We start from the raw sequence: 24,044 nt of genomic DNA, 5'->3' as shown, positions 1-24,044 counted from the left end.
TGCCTTAAATACTAATCTATTTAAGTGTAGCAGAGCTTATTAAATCGGCCGCTTGTAAACAAGCGGCCTGGCACATCAGGGGGAGTGTGTGCCTTAAAATTTAACACTCACAGATGCTTTCATAGTACGGCCAATCGCTGGCGCACCCGAAATTACTGTTTGTGAGCTAGAGCTTTGAACTAAGCCACCATTACCACGTAAATCAAACTCATCGGTTAAGTTGTAACCTTGGATGGTAAACTCTAAGTTTTCGGTTGGGCTATAAGCAATGTGACCACCGAAAGTCATAGATGCTGGGTATTCATTACCTGCGCCATCAATTGAATCTGATTGACCAGTCACGTTTAAACCCACTCTAACTTGTTCAGTTACGTCATAGCTTGAAGAAACTGTATAAATTAAATCTGGGATACCATCTGCTCTAACCCAGTCGGTTGAACCTGCTGCTTGTTTTTGTGCATCAGTAAAGGTTGCGTTACCAACTAAACTGAAGTCACCCACTCGCAATGAACCTAATACTTCAGCACCAGTTGATTCGTATTTAGCATCAATGACACAACCGCCTGCACCACCTGGACAACGAGTGGCTGATAATTCAAAGGTACTTTGTTTGAAATCACCTTGTAGTAAGGTCAGCTCAAAGGTGTAATAACCACCTAATACATCACCTCTGTGTTTAATACCAATTTCAGACTGATTCACAAAGTCGACTGCGGCCGTTTGGCCTACTTGGTTTAACGATCCATCTGCTTCAATTTTGCCACTAACGGTTTGTCTATCACCATTAAAACGGCCACCTCGTGATGTACGTGCAAACAAGCTATTATTTTCATTTAGCTTGTATAAACCACCAACGGTCCAAGAGTCGTAACTAACTGAGTAGTTTAATTTTTCACTGCTGCCGTTGCCAATCATAGTCGGGATGCTAATACCGTCAATATCCGTCATAAAACTAGCGCCGCCTGCGTAAGTCCAACCTGACGCATCAACGGTTTCGCGACGTATACTTGCATCTAACGTCATTAATTCTGTGTCGTAATCTAATGATACGTATGGCGCTGTATTGGTATAAGAAAGGTCATAATCACGTGCACAACACGAACCCCAGTTATCGTTAAAACCTGCGATACCATTGGCGGTTAACTGGTTACCAGCATCGTCAAACAAATCTAACATTGCTGGATCGTCACCACTTAACTCTGAGAATGTGCGGTTAGTGTGCCAGTCCATTGCTATGTCTTGATTCATAAAGAAATAACCTGCGCGGACAGTGAAAATGTCACCGGCAAAGTCGAATTCTTTTGACAAAGTTAAGTCATTTACAAAGCTACCAATATCACGAATGTTAGTTCTTACATTGGTGTTGTTATTTAAAAATTCTTTGTTATAAACGTCGCCTGCTTGTGGACCATTGGCGTAACGAATTTCCGCAACTGTTGCGCCATTCACTTCAGAGCCAATCACGCCTGAAGTTGGTGTTGCATTTAAAAATGGAGCTGTGAAACCGCCACTCATATCCGTCCAACGGAGTTTATTGTCTAAAACTATGCCGTCGGCAAATTCAAAGTGTAATTCATTACCAAGCGATAAAGCTTGAGTGGTAATGCCTGACATTTTGACTCTTTCTAAATCACCTTGGCGACTAACAATTAAAAACTCTTGGTTGTGAATTGAGTAGTTTGATTGAGAGCGGCCATCAAAACCTGGGAATGGTTTAACATTGTCTATTTTGTTACCACTATAGCTAGCTAGCGCTGGCGCACCTGTATAGTTTGGCTCTTGAGTATCTGCTACTTTAAATAAGAAACGAATATAGCTGACATCGTCGGCTAAAAATTTAGTTAAGTTACCTTTTAGCTGGAAACTTTCGCTAACATTGTAACCAGCATCTAGTGGGCCTTTACCACTTTTCATGTATCCACCTAGGTGGAAATTGACTGTGTTGCCAGCTGGGCCGCCGTAGCGAAAGTCAACGCGGTTTTCGTCGTAACCAAGACCTGTAGTTAATTTAACAAAACCGCCTTCAATTTCACCATAGTTGCTGATGTAGTTGATAATAGCGCCCGGTGCTTGTGAGGTAAAAGTGCCGGCTGTACCACCACGTACACCTTCAACTCTGTCGACCGAAGCATCAAAACGAGTCCAATAGTCGTTGTTACCGAATTGAATATCACCAAATAATACGGTTGGTAAACCATCTTCTTGTATTTGGACAAAAGGTGAACCACCGGTTGCAACCGGTAAACCACGCACTGCAATATTTGAGTTGCCACCTGGGCCTGATGTACCAGCTACTTGGATACCTGGGATCATACGGAACACTTCAGCTTCAGAGCTTGGCTGGAAATCTTTAATCATTTCAGCGTCAACACTGGTTACCGCAACCGCTGACTCAATTTGAGTACGACCACCGGGTGAACCTGTCACTACGATAGTTTCAAAAGAGTCGTTCTTTTTATTATTTTCTTCAGCTTGGTCTTGAGCGATAGCTGGCATGCTCAAGCCCAAGGTTGCAGCAATTGCTAGGCTTATTTTACTTTTGTTTAAGTTTGAATGGGACATCAGTATTGTGCTCCTCAATTAGCATTTCAATATTCGTTTCAACTTAAATCGCAACCTCTAGAGTCTAGTAGATTGGTTTAATTTTGCTTCCTGACTATTGTTGTTTGTATCAGGGTAAACGTTACAAAAATACCTCTGTTTAAAATCTTCTGTAACGATTAAGAATAAATAATAGGCAGATTTATTTTATTGTCAATGAAAAATGTTTAATTAATGTTAACCATGTTGTGTTTTAACACTGGTATTTTTAAATTAACTGCATGATTAACAAGAAAATTAGTCGGCAAAGTGCGGGGTGAAAATATTTAATTTAAAATAAAGTCTTTATATATCATGTGGTTATTTTTGTTGTGGTGAGGCGGTGTGAAAGGTCAGCGCTGCTTCTTGGCATAGGTTAAAAAAGTGACAGTTTAAGTAATTGATTTTTATATATAAAAATTAAATGTTGTAAAATATTTATAAAAGGTTTCTTGTTTGTTTAAAAAAGATCCATTATCTTAGGTTAAACGTTTAAGCTACTGTTTGAACATTTATCGACAAACGAGGATGTATTCATGAAATTCATGCAACTTAAAAAAGCCTGCTTACATGGGCTGGTCATATCAGCAACGGCAGTCAGTGCGCTAGCGCCTGCATGGGCAAATACGCTCACGCTAAATTCGCCGGACAATAAAATTGAGGTTAAGTTAGAGCACGCGCAAACATTAAAATATTCTGTCAATGTCGCGGGTAAATCAGTCATTTTACCTTCAATGATTGATTTAAAATTGGCGGGTTATAAAAACTTATCTGAGCAAGTTCGCATAACTGACAGCCAGAGCGATACAGTTAACCAGTGGCTTACCCCTGAAGTAAAAGTAAAATCAGCTAAGATCCATGATCACTACAATCAGCTGACGGTCACTTTTAGCAATGGCTACAAGGTACAGTTTAGAGCGTTTGACAATGGTGTGGCTTACCGCTTTATCACTGATTTAGACAACAAGGTTACTGTGTTAGATGAAATTGCACAGTTCAACTTTGCTAAACAAGCCGACGTGTATTTACCGGAAGAAGAAGGTTTTTATTCGCACAACGAAAGAAGTTACATCTATCAAAAAGTAGCAGATGTTGCAGCGACGACTTTAGCCAGCACACCAGCGTTTGTTGAATCGAACCAAATTAAAGTATTGGTGACAGAAACTGACTTACACGACTATGCGGGTATGTGGCTAAAAGGCACAGGTTCGAATGGTTTAGTTGCAACTTTTCCGGCTTATCCACTTGAGAAACAAGCGTTAAAACCTTGGGTTGACCGCAATGAGCCTATTACCAAACGCGCTGATTATTTAGCCCGTACTCAGGGTAAACGTAACTACCCGTGGCGTGTATTAGCGATAGCGCAAAACGACGGTGAACTGATCACCAATCAATTGACTTATCAGTTGGCGGCTGAAAACAAAGTACAAGACATTTCATGGATTAAACCAGGTAAAGTCGCTTGGGATTGGTTTAACGCCAACAACTTATACGGCGTTGATTTTAAAGCGGGCGTTAACACTCAAACCTATAAATATTACATAGATTTTGCTGCGGAATACGGTATTGAATACGTAATTTTAGATGAAGGTTGGTATCCACTAGGTGACTTGATGGGGACTGTACCGGAAATGGATGTACCTGCAATTATTGCCCATGCAAATGAAAAAGGTGTTGGCATTATTTTATGGACCTCTTGGTTAACTTTGCGCGACCAATTTGATCAAGCTATGGACAGATTTGCCGAGTTGGGCGCAGTGGGTATCAAGCCTGATTTCTTCCAGCGTGATGATCAACAAATGGTTAATTTTTATTGGAAAATAGCCGATGAAGCAGCAAAAAGAAAACTGTTAGTTGATTACCATGGTTCATACAAACCAGCTGGTTTGCGCCGCACTTACCCAAATGTAATTTCACGAGAAGGTGTGAAAGGTTTGGAGTGGAACAAGTGGAGTGAAGATAGCACACCAGAACACAATACAATTTTACCATTTATCCGTATGGTTGCCGGTCCTATGGACTATACACCTGGTGCTATGTCAAATGCCCAAGGCCCAGCGGCTTACAAAGGTGTTGATGCTGACCATAAAGATTTTACCGTTCGTTTTGAGCGACCAATGAGCCAAACAACACGTGTGCATCAAATGGCGATGTTAACTGTATTTGAAAGCCCGCTGCAAATGATGGCAGACACGCCAACAAATTATCGCAGAGAGCATGAATGTGCGGCATTTATGGCGAAAGTACCAACTGTTTGGGACCAAACAAAAGTATTACATGGCAAAATTGGTGACTATATATCTTTGGCTCGACAACATGGTGATACTTGGTTTGTCGGCACGTTAAATGATGAGTATGCACGTGAATTAGCGTTAGATTTGTCTTTCTTAGACAAAGGGCAAAAATACCAGATTGAGATATTCCAAGATGGCATTAACGCCGCACGCTGGGCAGAAGATTACAAGAAAATTGTTAAAACTGTCACAGCTAACGACAAGCTTGTGATGAAGTTAGCGCCTTCTGGCGGTTACACTGCACGCATTAGCAAGCTTTAGTTTTTATTCCAAATCCCCCTGTCTTTGGAGTTGTCGGTTCGCTGGCAACTCCTTTTTTGTTTTCAAATATCATTAAATTTAAATTTTTTTAACAAAATACTTTCAAATAATTTAATAATACTTTAGTATTTTTAGTGTTCATTTGCATTGGGACACAAACCAATCGATGAATCTTGCCACTGCACAACCGTTTTTAGTTTTTAGCCGTTACTAAAATGCCACCGGTGGCTAAGTGGCTTTTATACACTTTACACACAAAATTAGGAAAAAATATGAGTCGATTAATTATCGCATTGGCCTTAATGGTCTTTTCTGCGACCAGTATCGCTGCACTATCGTCTGGTCGATATGTTATTGTTTCAAAACTAAATGGTAACGCGTTAGATGTTGATAGTTTTAGTACCGCTGGTGGTGCTAACGTTATGACTTGGTTCACCCTGGGTTATAGTAATCAGCAATTTGATGTGACTGATTTAGGTGATGGCAGTTATTCAATTCGCCCTGTCCACAGTGGCAAATCGCTAGACGTTTGGGGTTGGAACGCTGGCGACGGTGCCGAAGTTCGTCAATGGGATTACACAGGTGCCGAAAATCAAAGATGGTACATTGATGATCGCGGCAGCAGTTACTATTCAATTATTTCAAAATTCAGCAACAAAGCCATTGATGTTTGGGGTGTAAGCATGTTTGCTGGGGCAGACGCGCGTTTATATTCTTATTGGGGTGGCGCTGGCCAGTTGTGGACTTTCCAAAAAGTTGGCTCTTCAAGCGAATGTTATGCAGGTGCAACTCTAACCAATAGATTTGTTGACTGTGGTGGTAAAACCATAGGCTTAAGCTGTGTTGGTGATGATGAAAGCCAAGGCGCTGTATTAACCTTAAAAAATTCTTCAATTCGCAACGTTAAATTATCCTCATCTGGTGGTGCTGATGGTATTCACTGTTCTAGCGGTAACTGTACTTTAGCTGACGTTACTTGGAACGATATTTGTGAAGATGCGGCAACTAATAAATCAGAAGGCGGCACTATGACGATTGTTGGTGGCTCTGCTTATAACTCAACTTCTGGCTACGGCGGCACTCCAGATAAAATTTTCCAACACAACTCGAAAAACAGTACAACTATAGTTGCTGGTGGCTTTACCGCTTATGGTACCCACGGCAAATTATGGCGTTCATGTGGTAACTGTACCGACAATGGTGGCCCGCGTAATTTGATTGTTTACGATGTAAATATTGATGCAACTATTGGTTCAATTGCCGGTGTAAACCGCAACTATGGTGATAAAGCAACTATCCGCAACTTGCGTATTAAAAACTATGGCTCTGGTAATCCACCAGTTTGTGAAGAGTATCAAGGTGTACAAAAAGGCAGCTCTTCAACTAAATATGGTGAAGCGTGGAATACCGCAGCTTGTGATGTATCGACTTCAGACGTATCAGGTCTGTAGGCGTAACCATGCTAGAACTAGAGCATAATTTTCACAAAAACGCTGCAAGTACATCCTTGTAAGCTTCGCTTTTTCATCCATGAAAAAGAGATTTTGCTCTAAATTATTGCTCTAGCTCTTAGCTGAGTTACTTATCCCCTTGTGTATGTGCAAAGCGGCTGGCTAATGGATTAGTCAGCCGTTTTTTTGTGTCGAATGTCGCATTAAATTTATTATATTTATCCTGTTCGAGATTTAGTTCTCATCTGCAGTTTCAGCCAATCACTTTACCTACAAAAAACGCCGATAATATCTACATCTGAGTTTTAAATTGAAGCACTTTAAGCTGGTTTAGTTCAGGTTAGTTAGCTTTAAGGTCTAAAAACTTTCTATGTTGTCGCAGTGTTTGTCTGTGTGAAAGTCTTCATCAATATGGGAGATTAACAATGCATATTTCACAAAAAGTAAAAGACGCTGTCTACGATGTTATGGTTTGGGTATTATTTTTGCTGGTTTTGCCTGTAGTGGCATTTTAAAAATCGATAGTGTTGCCAAGTGTGCAATTGGTAACACTAACCTCGATTCAGCGCCGTGAGGGCGCGTACACAGGGTATGCAACAAATACACATCACTTTGATGTACTTTTCCATCCGAACCACTTCCTTTCCTATCAGGTCTGTTCGTTTATATCTAGCTTAGTTGTAGTCGGCATGAGGATTTGATTTTAATAATTCAATCAAATATCGTGTCACCCGAAAGTACCATTCAGGAATTATATAAAGTGAAATTAGAAACTTTAGCGCTGCACCATGGTTATGAATCTGAGGCGACAACTAAAGCGGCAGCTGTACCTATCTATCAAACCACATCTTATACCTTTGATGATACTCAGCATGGAGCCGACTTAAACAACATGAAAGTGAAAGGCAATATTTATACTCGGATCATGAATCCAACCACTGAAGTGTTGGAGAAACGTGTTGCGCAAATGGAAGGTGGTGTTGCTGGGCTTGCTTTGGCATCTGGCATGGCGGCGATAACCTACGCGATTCAATCATTAACAGAGTTGGGCGACAACATTGTTAGTACTAGCCAGTTATATGGTGGCAGTTATACCTTGTTTACCCAAGTTTTACCGCGTATGGGTGTGGATGTGAAAATGGTATCTGCCGACGATTTTGCTGGTTTTGAAGCTGCGATTGACGATAAAACCAAAGCGATTTTTTGTGAGTCTATTGGCAACCCTGCAGGTAATGTTGTTGATATTGCTCAGCTTGCAGATATTGCACATAGGCATGGTGTGCCGCTAATTGTAGACAACACTGTGGCAACGCCATATTTATGCAAACCTTTTGAATTTGGCGCAGATATTGTTGTTCATTCGCTAACCAAATACATTGGCGGTCATGGCACTGCAGTAGGTGGCATGATAGTCGATTCTGGTCGATTTGATTGGGCAGCCAATAAACAACGTTTCAGAGTGTTAAACGATCCAGAGCCTGCTTATCATAATTTAAATTTTGCCGAAGCTTTGGGCGAATTAGCCTACATTACTCGCTGTCGAGTGGTTTCACTTAGGGTGACTGGAGCTGCTATTGCGCCAATGAATGCGTTTCAAATATTACAAGGGTTAGAAACACTTGGGATAAGAATTGAACGGCATTGTCAAAATGCTGAAAAACTTGCCGCATTTTTATTATCACATGACAAAGTGAACAAGGTGAATTACTCCGCTTTACCCGATAGCCCTTATTATCAAACATGCCAAAAAATAGTTGGCGGCAAGGCATCGGGAATTTTAAGTTTTGATATTAAAGGCGGAGCCGAAGCTGGCGCGCAATTTATTGATGCACTAAAAATGATTTTAAGATTAGTCAATATTGGTGACGCTAAATCGCTAGCCTGTCATCCAGCTTCAACCACACACAGGCAGTTAACCCCTGCACAATTGCAAAGTGCTGGAGTCAGCCAATCACTCGTACGTATTTCTGTAGGCATTGAGCACATTGACGATATTATCGCTGATGTTAGCCAAGCATTAGATGCAGTGAGCGTTTAGTTTAATTAGCCAATAACCTTTGGGGTATTGGCTACTAGATTAAGCTGCGGCTAAAGTTGCTTTTGGGGTTACAACTCGTTTTTTACGATTAAATACTAAATAACCGGCCAGCAATAAGAAAAAGGCGATGGTTTTTGGCTCTGATACTACAGGTGTGCCACCAATTGTTGGTTCATCATATAAACCTTGCCATAAGTTCATTTGAGCGTTGCTGGTCATGCTTTTAGCAATTAGCTGACCACTTAAGTCACCACCTAGATAGCTGAAATCAGCTTTTGGTGCAAGGATATGGCCCATAAATCCACCGCTGAATTCAATGGTTTCTGCTTCATAGAAGTTATACAAAATACTGCTAGGTGATTTTTTGTCAGCGCGAGTAGTGTCATATGGACCCGCATACGATTGAGCTAAGCTGTCATAGTAGTTGATTGAATCAAAGCTAATGTTTTTACCACTGACGTTAATAATAATTGGCGTATTTGGATCTAAATCGACTGACTTAAAATCAGCTGCGTTTTTCAGTGTTTCGCCATCTATGGTCGCGATAAACGCACCTGCTTCATCAACCAAGTCCTGATCTGGGGTGAAAATAAAACTAGAAGTGCTGGTCCACCATTGATTGCCTTCTGCAACCAAGCTGCCTGTATTAGACATATTAGCTAAGTCTTCAGATAACTTATTTAATTCTGCGAACGCAGCATCAAAGTTAATTGGATTATGATCGTAGCTAAATACTTCGCCGTTTACTGGATTTTCCCATGATGGCAGGGCATCTATGTCGTTGACAAGGTTATCTTGTTTATATAGGTCGCCGCCTAAAACCAAGTTACCTTTAATTTGGTTGGAGTTTCGATTGGTGCTGAGGTCGCCTTGCACGACAAGTACGTCAGCATAACCAGTTTCACCTTGCCAAAATTGCACACCATCTCGGCCTTCTGTCGAGCTAAAATTTACCGCGACATCGTAATTGTCGAGTGAAGCATTACCACCAACGGCTATTTTGCCTTGCGAGTCGGCGTAGCCTGTATGGGTAAAATCATTTTGCACAAAAATGTTGTAGTCAGCAGCAACACCAAGGTTGACTTCATAACTTAAAGCAGGGGCTGAGAATAATAAAGAAACTAGCGCAAGAGATTTAAACTTCATTAACTATCACCAAAACAACAACAACTAAACACTGGTCGGGCAAGTTTAGGTGATTTTTTGTCCAATTTCAATGATCAGCTTAAAAAATTATAAGCTTTTATATAAATTCTCAACTTTAAGCTTTATATCATCTGGAAGTGGTTGTTTTAGCAAGTTTTGTAAAATTTCTAGTGCTTCATTGTTGCGTTTTAGTGCAATTAAGGTCGCTGATAAATGGTACTGGACATAAGGGTTTTTAGCATAGGATGATTCTGAAATTCTCAAGTATTCCAATGCTTTATCGTATTGTTGGTCTTGAAATAATAACCAGCCGTATGTGTCGGTAAATGCGGGGTTTTTTGGTGCTAACTCAACTGCTCGTTTTGCATACTGCATTGCTTGTGAAAATGATGTATCCGTCAATAAATGCGCTAGTTTATGTAAAATGACAGCGTTTTCCATTTGTTTATTGGCTAATGTCAATAAATCCAACAACTTATCTGTTTTATTGAGTTGTTGTAATACCTGTGATTGTAAATTTATTGCAGTCACATCTTTAGGGTGAATGCTCAGCCAATCATCCAATAGCTGTTCAGCTTGGTTAAATTGCTGTTGTTGTAAAACCACGCCAACATAAGCTTTAAAGTGCTGAGCGCTGCGGGTGTTTGCAAATAGCTCACGGATAATTTGTTGAGCTAACGGCCAATTTTTTTGTTGGTAAGCTAAGTTGTACTCTAGTTCAGCAATAGCAACTTTGTAGACGTTTTGTTTGTCAGCAAATTTGAGTTGTTGCAGTAATTGATTTGCTGTTTTTATGTCCGTCTGATTGATTGCTTGTTGTGCCTGTACATAAAGCAAACGAGTGTGGTCATGCTCTAGTTGGCCAATTCGACGGATGAGCTTTTGCTGAATTTGTTGGTTGTTGGCGCGCGCGGCCAAGCTATATAACTCGAAAAGTTGCTCAGCGTCGTCATAATACAAACCAAATAGGGTATTGAAAGTTTTGTTGTTGGTTGGTTGATTTGTCAGTAATTGCAGTTTTATCTGCAAATGCAGTAGCTCGGCATCTAAGTTGGTTTGTTCTAGAGCTTGGTTGAGTAATTGACTCGCATCATTGTATTGCTGTAAGCGCAGCTGTAGTTCAATTATGGCTTTGGTGGTTGATAGCTCAGTTGCTAATTTTTGTGAAGCCTGCAGGTGATTAAGTGCTGTTACATAGTCATTTTGCTGCATGGCTAGTGAAGCACTCAGTTGATACCAGGTGGTATTTTTATGTTCAATTTGTTGTAAATAATTGTGTGCTTGGGGGAGTTCATTTTGCTTTACCGCTAAGCTAGCAAGTAATAACAATGCCGGCGCATAATCGGTACGGATTTGTAAGGCTTGCTGAAGGAATTGCTCTGCTCGCTCTATTTGACCCACTTTTACATAGAGTTCTGCTGCTGTTTGATGGCTGATTGGATTCAGTGGTTGCTGTGTTAATAATGCGGAAATTATTTCACCGCCAAGTTTGTATTCTTCGATTTCAAGTAACAACTGACTGAGCTGTAAATCCAACTGAAAAATATTGCTTTGAGTCGCTGTTTTTAACAAGGCATGAGCTTTTTCTTTATGCCCCTGTGCAATAAAAACTGCCGCTTGGTGATTGCGAAAAGAAATGTTTTCAGGGAACTGTATGCGCGCTTGGGCAAGTCGCTTGGCATACTTTTCAAGCGACCATAGGTTTTTGGCCAGCGACAGCATTCTCGCCAGCGCTAGTTCGTTGTCAGGCTGGCGTAGCAAATATTCTTGATAATAAAACAAAGCTTGCGATGGGGTGTTTAATTTGATTTCAGTTTCTGCAAGCAATTTGTAAATTGCTGAATCGTCGGGATTATTCAGTTTGTAATTTAGAAAATCTCGTTTGGCTGACTGGTAGTTTTTACTTAAATAATTAACATAACCTGACATTAGTTTTATCTGACTGCTCGGTACTTTCTCTTGGTCAATGACAGATAACTGAGCGTTGATATCATTTAAAATCTCTTTTACTTCACGTTCGTCTGTTTGATTTGAACCTGCGATAACGGCGTGAAGTAACTTGGCAAAAGGATTGTTCGGCAATTTGTCGCGCAGGCGCAAACTCAAAGCTAACGATTCTTCCGTGCGCTCTAGTTTTTGTAATAACGAGGTTTTACCAAACAAGGCAAGTGTGTGCTCAGGTTGCAAAGATAATATACGATCATATGCTGCGAGCGCTTGGGAGTAATCTTGTTGCTGTTGTTTGCTTTGAGCTAATAATAATAGCGCTTTTATATTATTGGGGGATGCGTTAAGCGTTTGTTCTATTTGTTTTATCGCTAAATCAAGCGCGTTTTGTTTGAGCAATAGCTCTGCTTGCAGAAGCTGAGCTTGGGTATGTGTTGGTATATTTTGTAAAACTTGCGCTACAGCTTCTTCCGCTGTTGAATAAGACTCTTTGAGCATCGCCAATCGAGCGCGGTAAATAACTATGTCTGCATCTCGTTCAAATGGGAAGGATTCAATCAATTCAATTGCTTGATCAATTTCTGATAGCTGAATTTTGCTTTGCACTAATAAAGGTAAAATTTTGCGCCAGTCACCATTGTCACTCAGCGCAATTGTCAGCTCTTTGTTAGCTGAAATATAGTCTTCTTGTTCAACATATATTTGCCCCAACAAAATACGCGCTGGGGTATAACTTGGTGATTGTTGTAAACTATTTTTAAGGTTAATCACAGCTTCAGCCAACATACCTTGGCGATAGTCAGTTAACGCAGCCTCATAATATTGATTGCGCTGCGACTCTGCTAATAGCTGAAGTGGTGCTGATAAACTAACAACGCATAAGCAAACATAAATTAAAGCTTTCATAATTATCTAAAGCGATTAAAAAATCGGCTTTCCTCATACAAGGTAACTGGTTCGCCGTCCTCTGGTCGCATAGTGATTACAAAATAAAAATCAGTTTTCTTTTCGTGCAAATATTCAGGTGCAACCACTAAACTGACAGGCACACTGGCAACGTCGCCCGCGTGTACTAATACTTTTTGTTCGCCTAGCCATTGGTAATCTTCGGCCAAATCATCTGCGGATAAATGGTAAATCACGTCTCGTTGTGACTTGTTCAGAATTTTTAGCGTAAAAGTATTTTCAATATGACCATCAAAATTTTCACGGTACAGTTGATTACGATCGCGAATGATATCCAATTCAAATGGCTTGCGGGTAATCAATGCATTGGCAAATAGTGACATCATCACAATTAATACTATTCCATAACCTACGAGTTTGCTGCGTAAGATATGTGATTTGCCGCCTTCTAAAATACGCTCAGTGGTGTAACTAATTAGGCCTTTTTGGTAGCCCATTTTGTCCATAACCCCATCGCAGGCATCAATACAGGCACCGCAGTTGATACATTCGTATTGCAAACCGTTCCGAATATCTATTCCTGTAGGGCATACTTGTACACATAAGTTGCAGTCAATACAGTCGCCTAAGCCGAGAGAAGCAGGATCAGCTTTGCGTGATCTTGGCCCGCGGCTTTCACCTCGGTTGGTATCGTAAGAAACAGTAAAGGTATCTTTATCAAACATAGCTGCTTGAAAGCGCGCATATGGGCAAATATGTGTACACATAATTTCACGCATCCAACCTGCGTTACCATATGTACAAGCTGTGAAAAATAACACCCAAAAACTCAACCAGAATCCGGCTGAAAAGGTGAAAAAATCTAAATACAAGCTGGCAATATCAGTGAAATATCCAACAAAAGTTAAGCTAGTATGCAAACTGAATAATACCCAACAGCTGTGTTTCAGAGCTTTTTTAAAGAACTTTGGTTGAGACATAGGCTGTTCGTCTAACTTCATTCTTTGGTGGCGGCTACCTTCGATTTTTTCTTCAAACCAAATAAAAATAAAAGTCCACACTGTTTGTGGGCACATATAACCACACCAAACTCGGCCGATAAAAGTGGTAACAAAAAACAGTGCAAAAGCGGCAATAATAAATATCCATGCCAGTAGCATAAGATCTTGTGGCCACAAGGTTAGCGAGAAAATATTGAACTCTTGATTTTGTAAATCAAACAAAATAGCTTGTTTACCATTGTATTGTAGCCAAGGTAGCAGCATAAAGGCCGCCATAAACAAAAATCCCATTCGGCGTCGGACAGTTTGAAATAGACCTTGCACTGCACGTACATAAATACGATTGCGAGCTGATTTGTTAGATTTAGTAGAGCGTTTGGCTGGTTGAATTTTAACCGGAGTGGTGTCTGATTTTATATCAATTTTGTCCGTCATAGCTTAGGATAGGCTCTATTGATGTCACGTTGGCTTGTTAACGACTAAGTATAGCGGTTAACTAAAGTAAAACTAAGCCATTATTCGACGTTTTTTGCCTTTTTATGTTATGGATCAAGTATGTTTAAGAAGTTGTTGATTTGGATTGTGCTAATTGCTGCGGCGATGCACATATGGCAAACACCTGAATTTCAGAAGTATAAAAAACGCATTGTCGGTGATGTTTGGCAATCGGCAGGTTCAGTAACTAAATCGGACAGTATGATTAAACCGTCTGATTTGCATGAGCACTTTACCCATAGGTTTGATCAGTTCGCCCCATCTGAGCAACAACACTTAAAACAAATTAGTCGAAGTGAACAATCTATTAGTCGTTTTATCGAAAATTATTGTTATCAGCCAGATGAACCTTATCACCCTATTTTTAGTGATAGAAACTTAGCTGATGTGTGTCGCCAAGCGATAAAAACGCAAGCAGCACTGAGTAAAAATAACTAATTTGTTGATTTTTTGTTCGTAAAATGTGATAAATCTATATTGGTGTATTTAGCTGCGATACAAAGGCAAAAGGAGTCGTATGTCTTTTTTAGATGATATTCCGTTTGATGGTGATGTTTCTACTCCTATCGAAGATCTTAAGCTTAAAAAAAAGGCGCACGTGCGCTTAAGTTACAAAGAACGAAATGCTGTATCACCACGTTTATTGTCTGCAGAACAAACTTTTTATCATTATTTAGCCCAAGGCAACTTACAAGCTCGTTTAGAAGAAGAGCAAAAAGCCTATCAATCTGAATTAAATCGCCAATTACTCGAAGTTGAGATAGAAGCACTTAAAAAACGCCAGTCAGATAAAAATAGTCAACAAGAAAAAATCAACGCTGTTCATCGCAGTATAGATCTGATGTTAGAGAAACAATTAGAAGGTGTGTTAAATAATTATCCGCTGAAATATTTTGCCGACACTCGAGATTTAGGCCACTTCAAACGGATTTTTTCTGTATTAGGTGACGAAAGGTTGTCGGTAAATGGGCTTGATTCAGTATTAACGCCGTGTAACTGGTTAGCCGAACATATTACTTTTTTTACCAACACCACTGAATGCAAATCTTATTTTAAAAACCAAGACTCTACCGATGTAAAAAAAGCGATTAACTTTTTGAACGTAAAGGGGACAACCGCATTAATACCGGTTTTGTATGTTGAGCGAGTTGTCGCTCAGCAAAAAGATTTTCTAAAAGAACCTTGGGCGAGATTTCGCTGTTTTGCTTATTGGACGGCTTTATCTGCGCTATTTATTGCGCGCCAACAACAGCGCAAAGATTTACACATAGTGTTTTTACTTGGGTATATGAGTGTTTTTGCTGAATTGACTTTATTCAACTTGCTATCAGCATTAGCTAAAGAGGTACAGCAGGATAGTATAAAATCTGCGTCACAGCGCTTGAGTGATTTTAGAGTGAAAGCGATTGAAAGTTACCAACCTAGCGGTGAAATTACTGCCAACTTAATGCAACTTGCTGAGCCTGTGTTACATAAAATTATTGATGCGTTAAATTGCAATTATATTCCAGCTATTCCAGTTTTCGACAAGGACAATGGTGACCAGCTTGAACTGCAGCAATTGATAGCTAAAGCTAAAGCGTTCACCCAATATAAAATGCTCGCAAGTGCCAATATGGATGAAAAAGACGATATTCTTGAGCTATTACGCGCAGTAAATATGGATAACCAAACCATACAGTTGTTGCGTGAGCAAGACTATCATTCAATGTCTGTTTTTGCTGCACTAGGGTGGATGCGTAAGTAACCTAAATTAGCTGTCTTGGTACTTTTTGATAACTTCAGATATTTGCTGAACTACTTGGTCTGCGCCGTGCTTAATGTTGTCCATAATGTCTGCAACTTCTTTGATATTGTTTTGCGATTCAGTTGATAGTGCTTCAATTTGTGCTATCAGTGCGTTCATGTCATTTGCGACACTTTGAGTTTTATTGATTAAGCCGGAAATCTCTTGAGTTGAATCTGAGGTGCGTTTTGATAGGCTGCGCACTTCGTCTGCTACTACTGCAAAACCTCTACCGTGTTCACCCGCTCGCGCAGCTTCTATCGCAGCATTTAGGGCAAGTAAGTTGGTTTGGTCAGCTATGCTATTGATTGTGGTTATTATCTCTCCAATCTCGTTAGACTGCTTTGACAGTTCTTGTGAAAGTTCGCGAGTTTGATTAACTTGCGCTGACATACGTTGTGATGAGTCTATGCTGCTGGATATTTTTGTCTGTCCGGACACAACCGTTTTTGACGTTTCTGTTGATGTTTGACCAGCGCTGACCGCTGAATATTTAATTGCTTCGGCAATTTCTATTCTGGCGGTAATATCAGAGGCAAACTTAATGATATGGTTTACTTTGCCATTGTTATCGAAAATAGGGTTATAAGTAGCTTCTAGGTATATAGTCGAACCATCCCCACGCTTGCGTTTAAATTGACCATCAAAAAATTTGCCTTTGGCAAGGTCTGGCCAAAAATTGGGGTTTTGTTGGTAAAAGTCATCAAAACAAAACATTCTATGGTGTTTACCTTGGATATCTTTTAACGAATAACCTACTGTGGATAAAAAGTTCTGGTTGGCGGTAATGATCTCACCTGTTGGGGTAAAACTGATAATCGCCATGCTTTTATTAACTGCTTTGTAAATTGCAGACATTTCGTCTAGGTTGGTTTTTTCTTTGGTTACTTCGGCAGATATTTTTATCGCTTTGACTACTTGGCCTTGGTCATTTTTTACCGGGAAATAGCTAGCTCGCAACCAAACGCCTTGCCCTTGGCCATTTATTCGATAAAAGACACCTGCTTTTGATTGCCCAGCAGCTATATCTTGCCAAAAATTTTTGTATTCAGTTGAGTTCACATAGCTGGGATCACAAAAGTTGCTATGATGTTTGCCTTGTATTTGGCTAAGTTCTACTTTCATACTTTGGCAAAATAACTTGTTGGCGTTTAGCACCACACCTTTGGGGGTAAACTCTATATAGGCGACATTGGCTTTTATCGCATTTAAATCACAATTGGTTTCGTTTAACGAGGTTTGTAATTGCGCAAGTTGTTGGCGCGTTTGATTAGTTTGAAACCACATAAAGTTATAAGCCGTAACCGAATTAGATGTTATTAAGCCTAGTTAACTTTAGCGAATTTCACCAGTGAGCTTGAGGTGAATTGGTTATTTATTGTATGCGTCACCGAGTTTGCGCATGATGTCGCGCCAACTAACGATTCCTTTTAATTGATTGTTGTCATCAACAATTGGAATGCAAGAAATTTTGTGCTTGTTAAATGTATCAACTGCATTTTTGATGCTAGCTGACTCTGGCAAGGTTATCGGTTCGCGCGACATGATTTGATGGGCTTTTTTGTTTAAGCAGGCTAAATCTTTTGCTGTAGCACCCGCACTGTTAATGTTTGGACTGAGCGCTTTGAATAGATCTCTATCTGATATTACGCCAACAAGTTTATTGTTGGCGATAACCACAAGGTGATGAAAATGAGCATTATCAAAAATGCGTTTTACCTCGGCTAATGAGTCATCCATTTCTACCGACACAACCTTGGCGCTCATTATATTGGTAATACTCAAAATAACCTCGCTTCAGTTTGTTTAATTAACATTGCTCGTTGAGTGTTTCCATTTTAGATATAAAGACACCATCGTCCATTTTTGCGCATAATTTAATACAGGCTTCAACAATTTCCGCGTCATACAAGATGCCTTTATTATGGGCTATTTCTTCCAGCGCAGCATTCATACCTAAGGCTTTGCGGTAAGGGCGAGATGCTTGCATAGACTCCACCACATCCGCAACTGCGATTATTTTAGCCTCAATTAAAATAGCATCAGAGGTTAAGCCATCTGGATAACCAGAGCCATTTAATCTTTCATGGTGTTGGCGCACAGCCAAGGCTACAGGGTAGTCAAAATCGACCCCTTTGAGAATGTCGTAACCAATAACAGGGTGTAGTTTAATTAAGGCAAATTCTTCTTCACGTAATTTGCCGACTTTAGTTAATAGTGAAAGTGGTACGCCGAGCTTTCCGATATCGTGCAAAATGGACGCAATACGAACACACTCTATCACATCATTGGATAAGGCGAGTTCTTGGGCTATACATCTGGCTAGATTAGAGACATGGCTTTGATGCATTGAGGTATAAGCATCGCGATATTCTGCCGCCGCAGATATAGCTGATACCAACTGAAAAAGGGTTCTTTTGTCCAATTTTATTCCTTCCTAAACACAAAAGATTAATTCTTTTGAGTATAGGCAAGGAAAGCACTAAGCGAAAAAATTTAGCTAATTAAACCACAAAGCGACGTCTTCAATAATTTTATTGCCAGTAAATTGCGGATGATCACGCAGTGATTTTTCTAAACCAAAATACGCTTTATCACCTGTTGGTAAAGCTTCGTATCCACCTATTACTTGATAAATCCAAGCTTCGTGATCAAATTCAAGTTTATGTTCGACATGATAATCCAGCGCAGATAAACGCGCGCCGGTATCAATAATATGACAGAAATAATCTTCGACTGATTTGCGGATTTTGTTTTCTGCTAACGCAACAGCTTCACTTTGTTCCACTTTGACCGTTTGTGCGGCAGCTTGTGGAGTTTGGCTGCGCAAATGGAATATAGCTTTAATGCGGCCAACTATTTGCGCTAATTCAGCTTCATGGTTGGCATTGCGTACGTCCACAGCTGCAGGTTCAATGATTGCTTGTGCTTGATTAAAAACATTTGGCACTTGGCTATGTTTTGCATAATTTTGTGGGCTGTAGTCAGGTTGTTGCTCTAAATGCAGCACAAAACCTTTTAACAAACGGGTACGGCCTTGGAATTCGCGGAAACGACCGAGCAATTCATTTAACCTAGCTTGCACTAAGCTCAACTCTTGCGTTACTGCTGCAAAGTTAGATTGTAATGTAACCACTAACAAACGGCGTAAATCACGATTGCTGCCCGCTTCTTGCGCTAGTTTATCAAAGTGGAACATTTCTAACTGGCTTAGAATATCTGTTACTTGTTGTTGCGCTAGTTGGTTTTCACGAATTTTTGCATCAATCGAGGCAACATAACCAAACTCTTTATGAATACGGCTCCATAAGCCACGCACACCTTGTTTTAGTGAATCTATCATGGCGTAAGTTAACTCGGTTAAATCCGCCATATGTGATTCAGCTTCGGCGAATCTATGTTTGTTACAGGCTTCTTTATAATGAGCAACCAAGGTTGTCACTTTAGCCAAAGCTGAGCCTATATTGGCATCTACTTGGCGGTTGCGTTCATCACTTAAACCTTCTTCTAACAAAGCGCGGACAATGCGGCGTAAACGTAAGTCAGATTCGATATCTGGTCGCCACAAAATACCTAAACTTTGTAAGTTATCTAACACTTGTGGGCTATGCTGGCCTTCGTCCACAGCGCCTTTAACATAAGCCTGCATAATAATATCGCTGTGCCGCGCCATAGCGCGCAGTAGTTTTTGCCCAGCTTGAGTTATATTATCCTTCACAGTAATACACCTTGCTGCATGGCGGCTTCTGCTTGTTCGGTCAGAGATAAAGCTTCTGTTTCATCAATAAAGCGGATCACTTCATATAGATATTCAAGCTTGCCGGTGGCGATATAAATTTGTTTTTCGCTGTTGGGTTTTACTAAATAACCAAGTTCGCCTAAACGTTTAAATATTTGTTTAAGCTGACCATCTGCGGTTTTACTGGTTGAACCAAATAAGGTGAAAGCCGAGATTTTACCCAGTTGTTCAAGTAATGCAGGTGTATCTTCAATTGTGCTTTGTAACTCGTTTAAACGAATGGCGCTGCCTTGCGCTAATGGCATATCTTGCCCTGTACTTTCTTGTACTAACAATAACCATTCAACTAACGGCAATAAGTTGGCAGTGATTTCTTTAAACTGACGTTCAAGCACAGCACGCTCTTTATCAGCTAGCGACAAATAACTAGCAAAAAATACTTCGCCATCAGCCGCTTTAGTTAAAGTGCGGTTTAAAATATTTAACTGAGTTTCAATTTGCTGCGCTGTTTGTGGCTGCTGCAAAAAGTTAAACATATCTTCGTTGCTAATGCGGCAAACAAATCCACCAGACAATAAGGTTTCTAACACTTGGCCTTGTTGAGTCATCATGCGCTGGTTTCCTCTGTGGTTTTAACTGCTTGCTTAGCTTGTTGAATGCGTTGTGATATCGGGCTAATACGCGGTTGCACTATTTGCAATTTGCGTGTTTGTTTATCAATTAAGTAGCGGTTGTCGAATAATGATAAAATTTCTGATTCTGGATTCGGGAATGCGCCGACAATAGAGATATTGTTTTGCTCACACGCTTTAAATATTTTTTGAATATTATTTAAGTGTAAGGTGCCAAGTTCGTCGATTGGCCAGTGGATAACAGCAGATGATTGACCACGTAATAAACGGGTAAAGGCCAACAAGAACTTACATAAAATCAAATATGCCATACCATGACTAGATGATTCGTTTAGCTGTCTGTCGGTACGAATGACCAGTACGCTATTACCTTCTTTGATGCGCAGTTCTATATCTAATAATTTGCTGATACCACCGGTTAACGCAGCTCGGCCTAAAATATCCAGTACACGGCGCATGCTGCCAGCATAATCGCTCGACGGCAATTGATGTGTGCCTTGCTCTAACCATTCTAAATACAATTGGTGGAATTGTTGTAGCTCAGGCCAAAATTCAAGTTCGCTAATTTTTGAGCGAATAGTTACTGCTGAATCTGAAATGCCATCTAAATACAATTCGGCATCAACTTCTTTACTCAAACGTTTGCTTTGGCTGGCGATGCGTTTGTCGATATCAGCTAATACTTGGTAATAACTGGTTAAGCCTGTGCCAAATATTTTGCCTTGTTCACATAAACCTTGGTGTTTTTGTGGGACAAATACATTGATTAGCTCAGAGAGTTTTTCAACTAACTTAATATGATCAACTTGACGCAAACCTTTGCTGTCGGTGAAGGTACATTCTTCGCGTGATCTATCCCACAATTCGGCTAAACCTGTGCCTGCTTGTGCCGCAATTAAACTGTCGAATTGACCTAATTTGTGTTTAACGTTTTGGTTAAGCTCTTCACGTTCCGCTAACTGTTCACGGCTTTCATTTATGCGTTGTGCCAGATTAGCTTTTTCTTGCACTGGATCACTTGGTGCAAGTTTTAATTTAGTTAACTCACGTAATACCTGTTGTAGCTCTTGCTCTAGCTGTTTGGCATCACGCAAGGCTTGTTCTGAATCAGTTTTAACCTCATTGAGTTTTTGTCTTTGTTGCTGATAGTTCTGTGCCGCTTGATTTAAGCTGCGTTCAGTGTCTAGTTGCAATTGTTTTGCTTCAGCTAGCGCTTGTTGCCATTTAATTTTGTGGCCATTAAAGACGGTTTGGTACCAATGTTGATAGTCGTTGACTAGGTTGCGGTTTTGCTCAACAAAACGAATATCTTTTTGCAGTTGTTGAATGTCTTTTTTAACTTGGCCGATTTCATCTACATCAACCCCACGTTGTGACAACTCATCTTTTAACCACAAATCACATTTTTGTTTATCTTGTTTGAAGTTGTTCTGCGCTTGCATGATGCGCTGTTCAACTTGGCTGATGCGGCTGGTTAAGTCTGCTAACAGTTGTTGCCAATGCGCTTTATGCTCAAGTTCGGCTTCGGCGCGCTGCTCTTCAATTTCGTCGATACAAGCTTGTTTTTCATTGTGCAGTTTTAGCTGTGCTTGTTTGTTGTGTTCAAGCTGAGCTGTGTAGCGCGATTTGCGCTCGTTTAAACTGTGTTGATATTGTTGATGTAAATTGTCTTTATCCAGCTGGAAACGGCGGCGTTGCTGGCTTTTATGCTCAACATCACTTTTTAATTGGCTTAATTGACTATCTAGCTGTTGTAGCTCGTTGCTGCACTCAGCTAAAGCTTGCTCTGCTTGGTCAACTTGAGCTTTGGCTTGTTTTACCGCATCAGTTGCTTGTGCTTGTTTGGCTTTTAATGCTTGTTCACTTTCAGCATATTCGGGCGTGTCTAAACAGAGTAAATCAAGCAACACACCAAATGCGTGTTCAGCGTTGTCACTATCATTTAAACTAGCTAACTGAGGTTTTAAGTCGGTGCGGTTAAGTAATTCTGGGTGAATGATTTTACCTAAGTTTTCTTCCCAGCCTGTTTGTTCGCGGCGTAAAAACTCCAGTAGAGTGTTTTGCCCAGGGTAAAGTAGTTTTTCAATTGCTTCGGCCGCTTGTTGTTTGTGTTGTAAAGTTTTGTGCGCGGCATTCAGTGCATCTACTGCTTTTTGGCGTTTTTGCTCCACTGAACTGCGTTTTTGCTCAACTTGTACCAGTTGGCTGCGACTGTGATCTTCTTCGTTTACCGCTTCTTTAATTTGTGCGTCTAATAAATCTAACTCACTTTGTTCATGTGCGGTAAATGCAACATGCTGCATTATGCTGTTAATTTCAGTGCGTTGATTGATGAGCTCGTGCAAGTTGTCTTTAAACTCGCTTTCAATACGCGTCAGTTGATTTTGGTAATTTTGCTTAAGCTGTTGTAGCTGTTGCTGTTCTTGGCTTTTTTGCTCAGCAAGCTTCTCTTTTACTTGATCTTTTTCGCCGCGGTAAGCTTCAATTTCTTCGCCGTGCAGCTCAGTTATTTCAGCTAACCTTTTGTTGTAAGCTGATTCAATATCTGAGTGTTTGTCGGTTAATAATTGATAACGCGAATTAAGCGTATCTAGCTGGCTTTGCCACTGCGGTAATAAGGTTACTTTTTGTTGTAGGCTGTCGATATCTTTGTCTTGCCAGTCTAAATAATCACTTTCAACTTGTTCTAAATCAGCTTCATATTGCGCGACGTCAGCACGTGCACTCGATAAGGTTTGGTTGAGTTTATCTTGCTGATACGACCATTCACTATTGAGTTTTTTTAGCTCGATTTGGCTTTGGTTGAATTGATCTTCTAGCTCTATCAACTCTTTGCTTAGTTTGGATTGATCTAAACTAAAATGGCTTTTTAACTGGGCTAAACGTTTTTCAGTCAGTTGCAGTTGTTTGTGTTGTTGCTCTAGCTGCTCAAACTCAGGTTTTATTTGATTAAAACCTTGGATTAATTGGCATTCTCTTATCCAATCATCCACTTTAGTTATGTTGAGGCTGCTTTTTGGTGGGGTAACACCATCTTCTTCTAAAATTGCTGAAACCATAGCTTTAATGGTTTCCATTTTGCCTTCTTTTGAATGTACTGCTTTGGCGAGTTTTTCAATATGGCGTAAATTGGCATCGTTCTCACATAAACAGAACTGGCGTGCATAAGCTAATAATTCACGGCCGTTAGCACTTTGGTTTAACTGACTGCGGTCGTTTTGAATAATAGCTCTATATTGGCTGGTGTTTAATAGGCTAGTGGCATTTATGCCTTCACGTTTTAAGTTACGGCCTAATTCAACCATAGTCACAGGTTTGTAGTCACCAGTAAGTTGCGCTTGTAAGTAATCTTCCAAAACAAAAGCTTTGTCGATTAATCTATAGTTCACACCATTGCCTGATGAGGCTAAGACTGTTTGGCAAAACTGCCCATCACCACGGCTGTATTCGTAAATAATAAAACTCGATTCACGTGGCAAATACCATTTTTCAAAACTGTCACGCGTGGCTGGAACTACGCGGCTTGGAAACTCACCATAAAATACTGGAATAAGTCGTTGTAATGTTGTTTTACCCGATGCGTTGGTACCACATATATTGGTGTGGCCGTCTAGTTTTAGTTCTACCACGCCTGGTAAGTGGGTATCTATTAATACAATGCGCTGTAAACTTGGCATACAAACCCTTTGCAATTCTAAGTCTTTAATTTTTATCAGCCCAACATTATGCGCATTGTTGGCTTAAAGGCAATTGCCAAAAGTAGAATTA

15 protein-coding genes and 1 pseudogene are annotated in these 24,044 nt (G+C 40.2%); 5 read left to right on the top strand and 11 right to left on the bottom strand.

Annotation, left to right across the window (positions count from 1 at the left end; all coding sequences use genetic code 11):
- Positions 1-93 precede the first annotated feature (93 nt).
- Positions 94-2,562: a TonB-dependent receptor gene (locus ACMZOO_RS08085; RefSeq protein WP_440906174.1), complete on the bottom strand. Its 2,469-nt coding sequence runs from the start codon at positions 2,560-2,562 to the stop codon at positions 94-96.
- Between the two features lie 554 nt (positions 2,563-3,116).
- Here ACMZOO_RS08085 and ACMZOO_RS08080 point away from each other — a divergent pair.
- The 3 genes from ACMZOO_RS08080 to ACMZOO_RS08070 all read left to right on the top strand — a co-directional run bounded on the left by ACMZOO_RS08080 (position 3,117) and on the right by ACMZOO_RS08070 (position 8,624).
- Positions 3,117-5,135 carry a glycoside hydrolase family 97 protein gene (locus ACMZOO_RS08080; RefSeq protein ID WP_440906173.1) on the top strand — a complete coding sequence of 673 codons (2,019 nt, stop codon included), beginning with the start codon at positions 3,117-3,119 and terminating at the stop codon, positions 5,133-5,135.
- 272 nt (positions 5,136-5,407) lie between these two features.
- On the top strand, positions 5,408-6,586 hold the full coding sequence (locus ACMZOO_RS08075; RefSeq protein ID WP_440906172.1) for a pectate lyase: 1,179 nt from the start codon (positions 5,408-5,410) through the stop codon (positions 6,584-6,586).
- Between the two features lie 760 nt (positions 6,587-7,346).
- Positions 7,347-8,624, top strand: coding sequence for an O-acetylhomoserine aminocarboxypropyltransferase/cysteine synthase family protein (locus ACMZOO_RS08070; protein WP_440906171.1), 1,278 nt, complete (start codon positions 7,347-7,349; stop codon positions 8,622-8,624).
- Positions 8,625-8,663: 39 nt separating this feature from the next.
- On the opposite strand, the gene ACMZOO_RS08065 is transcribed toward ACMZOO_RS08070, so the two are convergent.
- From ACMZOO_RS08065 to ccoG, 3 genes are all read right to left on the bottom strand, one after another.
- A complete protein-coding gene (locus ACMZOO_RS08065) occupies positions 8,664-9,770 on the bottom strand; it encodes a choice-of-anchor A family protein (RefSeq protein WP_440906170.1) in 1,107 nt (368 codons plus the stop codon).
- An 87-nt stretch (positions 9,771-9,857) separates the two neighbouring features.
- A complete protein-coding gene (gene prsT / locus ACMZOO_RS08060) occupies positions 9,858-12,623 on the bottom strand; it encodes an XrtA/PEP-CTERM system TPR-repeat protein PrsT (RefSeq protein ID WP_440906169.1) in 2,766 nt (921 codons plus the stop codon).
- A 2-nt stretch (positions 12,624-12,625) separates the two neighbouring features.
- Entirely contained in the window at positions 12,626-14,059 is a 1,434-nt protein-coding gene (ccoG, locus tag ACMZOO_RS08055; protein WP_440906168.1) for a cytochrome c oxidase accessory protein CcoG, read from the bottom strand.
- A 120-nt stretch (positions 14,060-14,179) separates the two neighbouring features.
- On the opposite strand from ccoG, the gene ACMZOO_RS08050 reads away from it, so the two are divergent.
- Together ACMZOO_RS08050 and ACMZOO_RS08045 are read left to right on the top strand one after the other, a co-directional pair.
- Positions 14,180-14,557 carry a hypothetical protein gene (locus ACMZOO_RS08050; protein ID WP_440906167.1) on the top strand — a complete coding sequence of 126 codons (378 nt, stop codon included), beginning with the start codon at positions 14,180-14,182 and terminating at the stop codon, positions 14,555-14,557.
- 79 nt (positions 14,558-14,636) lie between these two features.
- Positions 14,637-15,866 (top strand): hypothetical protein, encoded by a 1,230-nt coding sequence (locus tag ACMZOO_RS08045; protein ID WP_440906166.1) that lies wholly within the window; start codon positions 14,637-14,639, stop codon positions 15,864-15,866.
- Positions 15,867-15,872: 6 nt separating this feature from the next.
- Here the strand turns inward: ACMZOO_RS08045 and ACMZOO_RS08040 are convergent, their stop codons facing one another.
- The 7 genes and pseudogenes from ACMZOO_RS08040 to ACMZOO_RS08010 form a co-directional block, all read right to left on the bottom strand.
- On the bottom strand, positions 15,873-16,298 hold the full coding sequence (locus tag ACMZOO_RS08040) for a methyl-accepting chemotaxis protein (protein WP_440906292.1): 426 nt from the start codon (positions 16,296-16,298) through the stop codon (positions 15,873-15,875).
- A gap of 117 nt (positions 16,299-16,415) precedes the next feature.
- A pseudogene (locus tag ACMZOO_RS08035) lies at positions 16,416-17,192 on the bottom strand (PAS domain-containing protein); the annotation flags it as partial.
- Between the two features lie 84 nt (positions 17,193-17,276).
- On the bottom strand, positions 17,277-17,690 hold the full coding sequence (locus tag ACMZOO_RS08030) for a CBS domain-containing protein (RefSeq protein WP_440906165.1): 414 nt from the start codon (positions 17,688-17,690) through the stop codon (positions 17,277-17,279).
- Positions 17,691-17,715: 25 nt separating this feature from the next.
- Positions 17,716-18,330: an HD-GYP domain-containing protein gene (locus ACMZOO_RS08025; protein WP_440906164.1), complete on the bottom strand. Its 615-nt coding sequence runs from the start codon at positions 18,328-18,330 to the stop codon at positions 17,716-17,718.
- 75 nt (positions 18,331-18,405) lie between these two features.
- Positions 18,406-19,623: a phosphoenolpyruvate carboxylase gene (locus ACMZOO_RS08020; RefSeq protein WP_440906163.1), complete on the bottom strand. Its 1,218-nt coding sequence runs from the start codon at positions 19,621-19,623 to the stop codon at positions 18,406-18,408.
- On the bottom strand, positions 19,620-20,255 hold the full coding sequence (locus ACMZOO_RS08015) for a condensin complex protein MksE (protein WP_016956106.1): 636 nt from the start codon (positions 20,253-20,255) through the stop codon (positions 19,620-19,622). Before ACMZOO_RS08015 ends, ACMZOO_RS08020 begins: the two co-directional genes overlap by 4 nt.
- Positions 20,252-23,953: an ATP-binding protein gene (locus ACMZOO_RS08010; RefSeq protein ID WP_440906162.1), complete on the bottom strand. Its 3,702-nt coding sequence runs from the start codon at positions 23,951-23,953 to the stop codon at positions 20,252-20,254. The genes ACMZOO_RS08015 and ACMZOO_RS08010 overlap by 4 nt, the downstream gene beginning before the upstream one ends.
- Between the last annotated feature and the right edge of the window lie 91 nt (positions 23,954-24,044).

The sequence above is a fragment of the Catenovulum sp. SX2 genome, assembly GCF_052056295.1.
GTDB lineage: Bacteria > Pseudomonadota > Gammaproteobacteria > Enterobacterales > Alteromonadaceae > Catenovulum.
This window is presented reverse-complemented; position numbering and strand designations above follow the sequence as displayed.

Bases quoted from the DNA above. Each gene is read 5' to 3' on its own strand.
- ACMZOO_RS08050 (WP_440906167.1), top strand. From the start codon at position 14,180: ATGTTTAAGAAGTTGTTGATTTGGATTGTGCTAATTGCTGCGGCGATG.
- prsT (WP_440906169.1), bottom strand. From the start codon at position 12,623: ATGAAAGCTTTAATTTATGTTTGCTTATGCGTTGTTAGTTTATCAGCA.
- ACMZOO_RS08010 (WP_440906162.1), bottom strand. From the start codon at position 23,953: ATGCCAAGTTTACAGCGCATTGTATTAATAGATACCCACTTACCAGGC.
- ACMZOO_RS08015 (WP_016956106.1), bottom strand. From the start codon at position 20,255: ATGATGACTCAACAAGGCCAAGTGTTAGAAACCTTATTGTCTGGTGGA.
- ACMZOO_RS08080 (WP_440906173.1), top strand. From the start codon at position 3,117: ATGAAATTCATGCAACTTAAAAAAGCCTGCTTACATGGGCTGGTCATA.
- ACMZOO_RS08085 (WP_440906174.1), bottom strand. From the start codon at position 2,562: ATGTCCCATTCAAACTTAAACAAAAGTAAAATAAGCCTAGCAATTGCT.
- ACMZOO_RS08065 (WP_440906170.1), bottom strand. From the start codon at position 9,770: ATGAAGTTTAAATCTCTTGCGCTAGTTTCTTTATTATTCTCAGCCCCT.
- ACMZOO_RS08045 (WP_440906166.1), top strand. From the start codon at position 14,637: ATGTCTTTTTTAGATGATATTCCGTTTGATGGTGATGTTTCTACTCCT.
- ACMZOO_RS08075 (WP_440906172.1), top strand. From the start codon at position 5,408: ATGAGTCGATTAATTATCGCATTGGCCTTAATGGTCTTTTCTGCGACC.
- ACMZOO_RS08040 (WP_440906292.1), bottom strand. From the start codon at position 16,298: ATGTCAGCGCAAGTTAATCAAACTCGCGAACTTTCACAAGAACTGTCA.
- ccoG (WP_440906168.1), bottom strand. From the start codon at position 14,059: ATGACGGACAAAATTGATATAAAATCAGACACCACTCCGGTTAAAATT.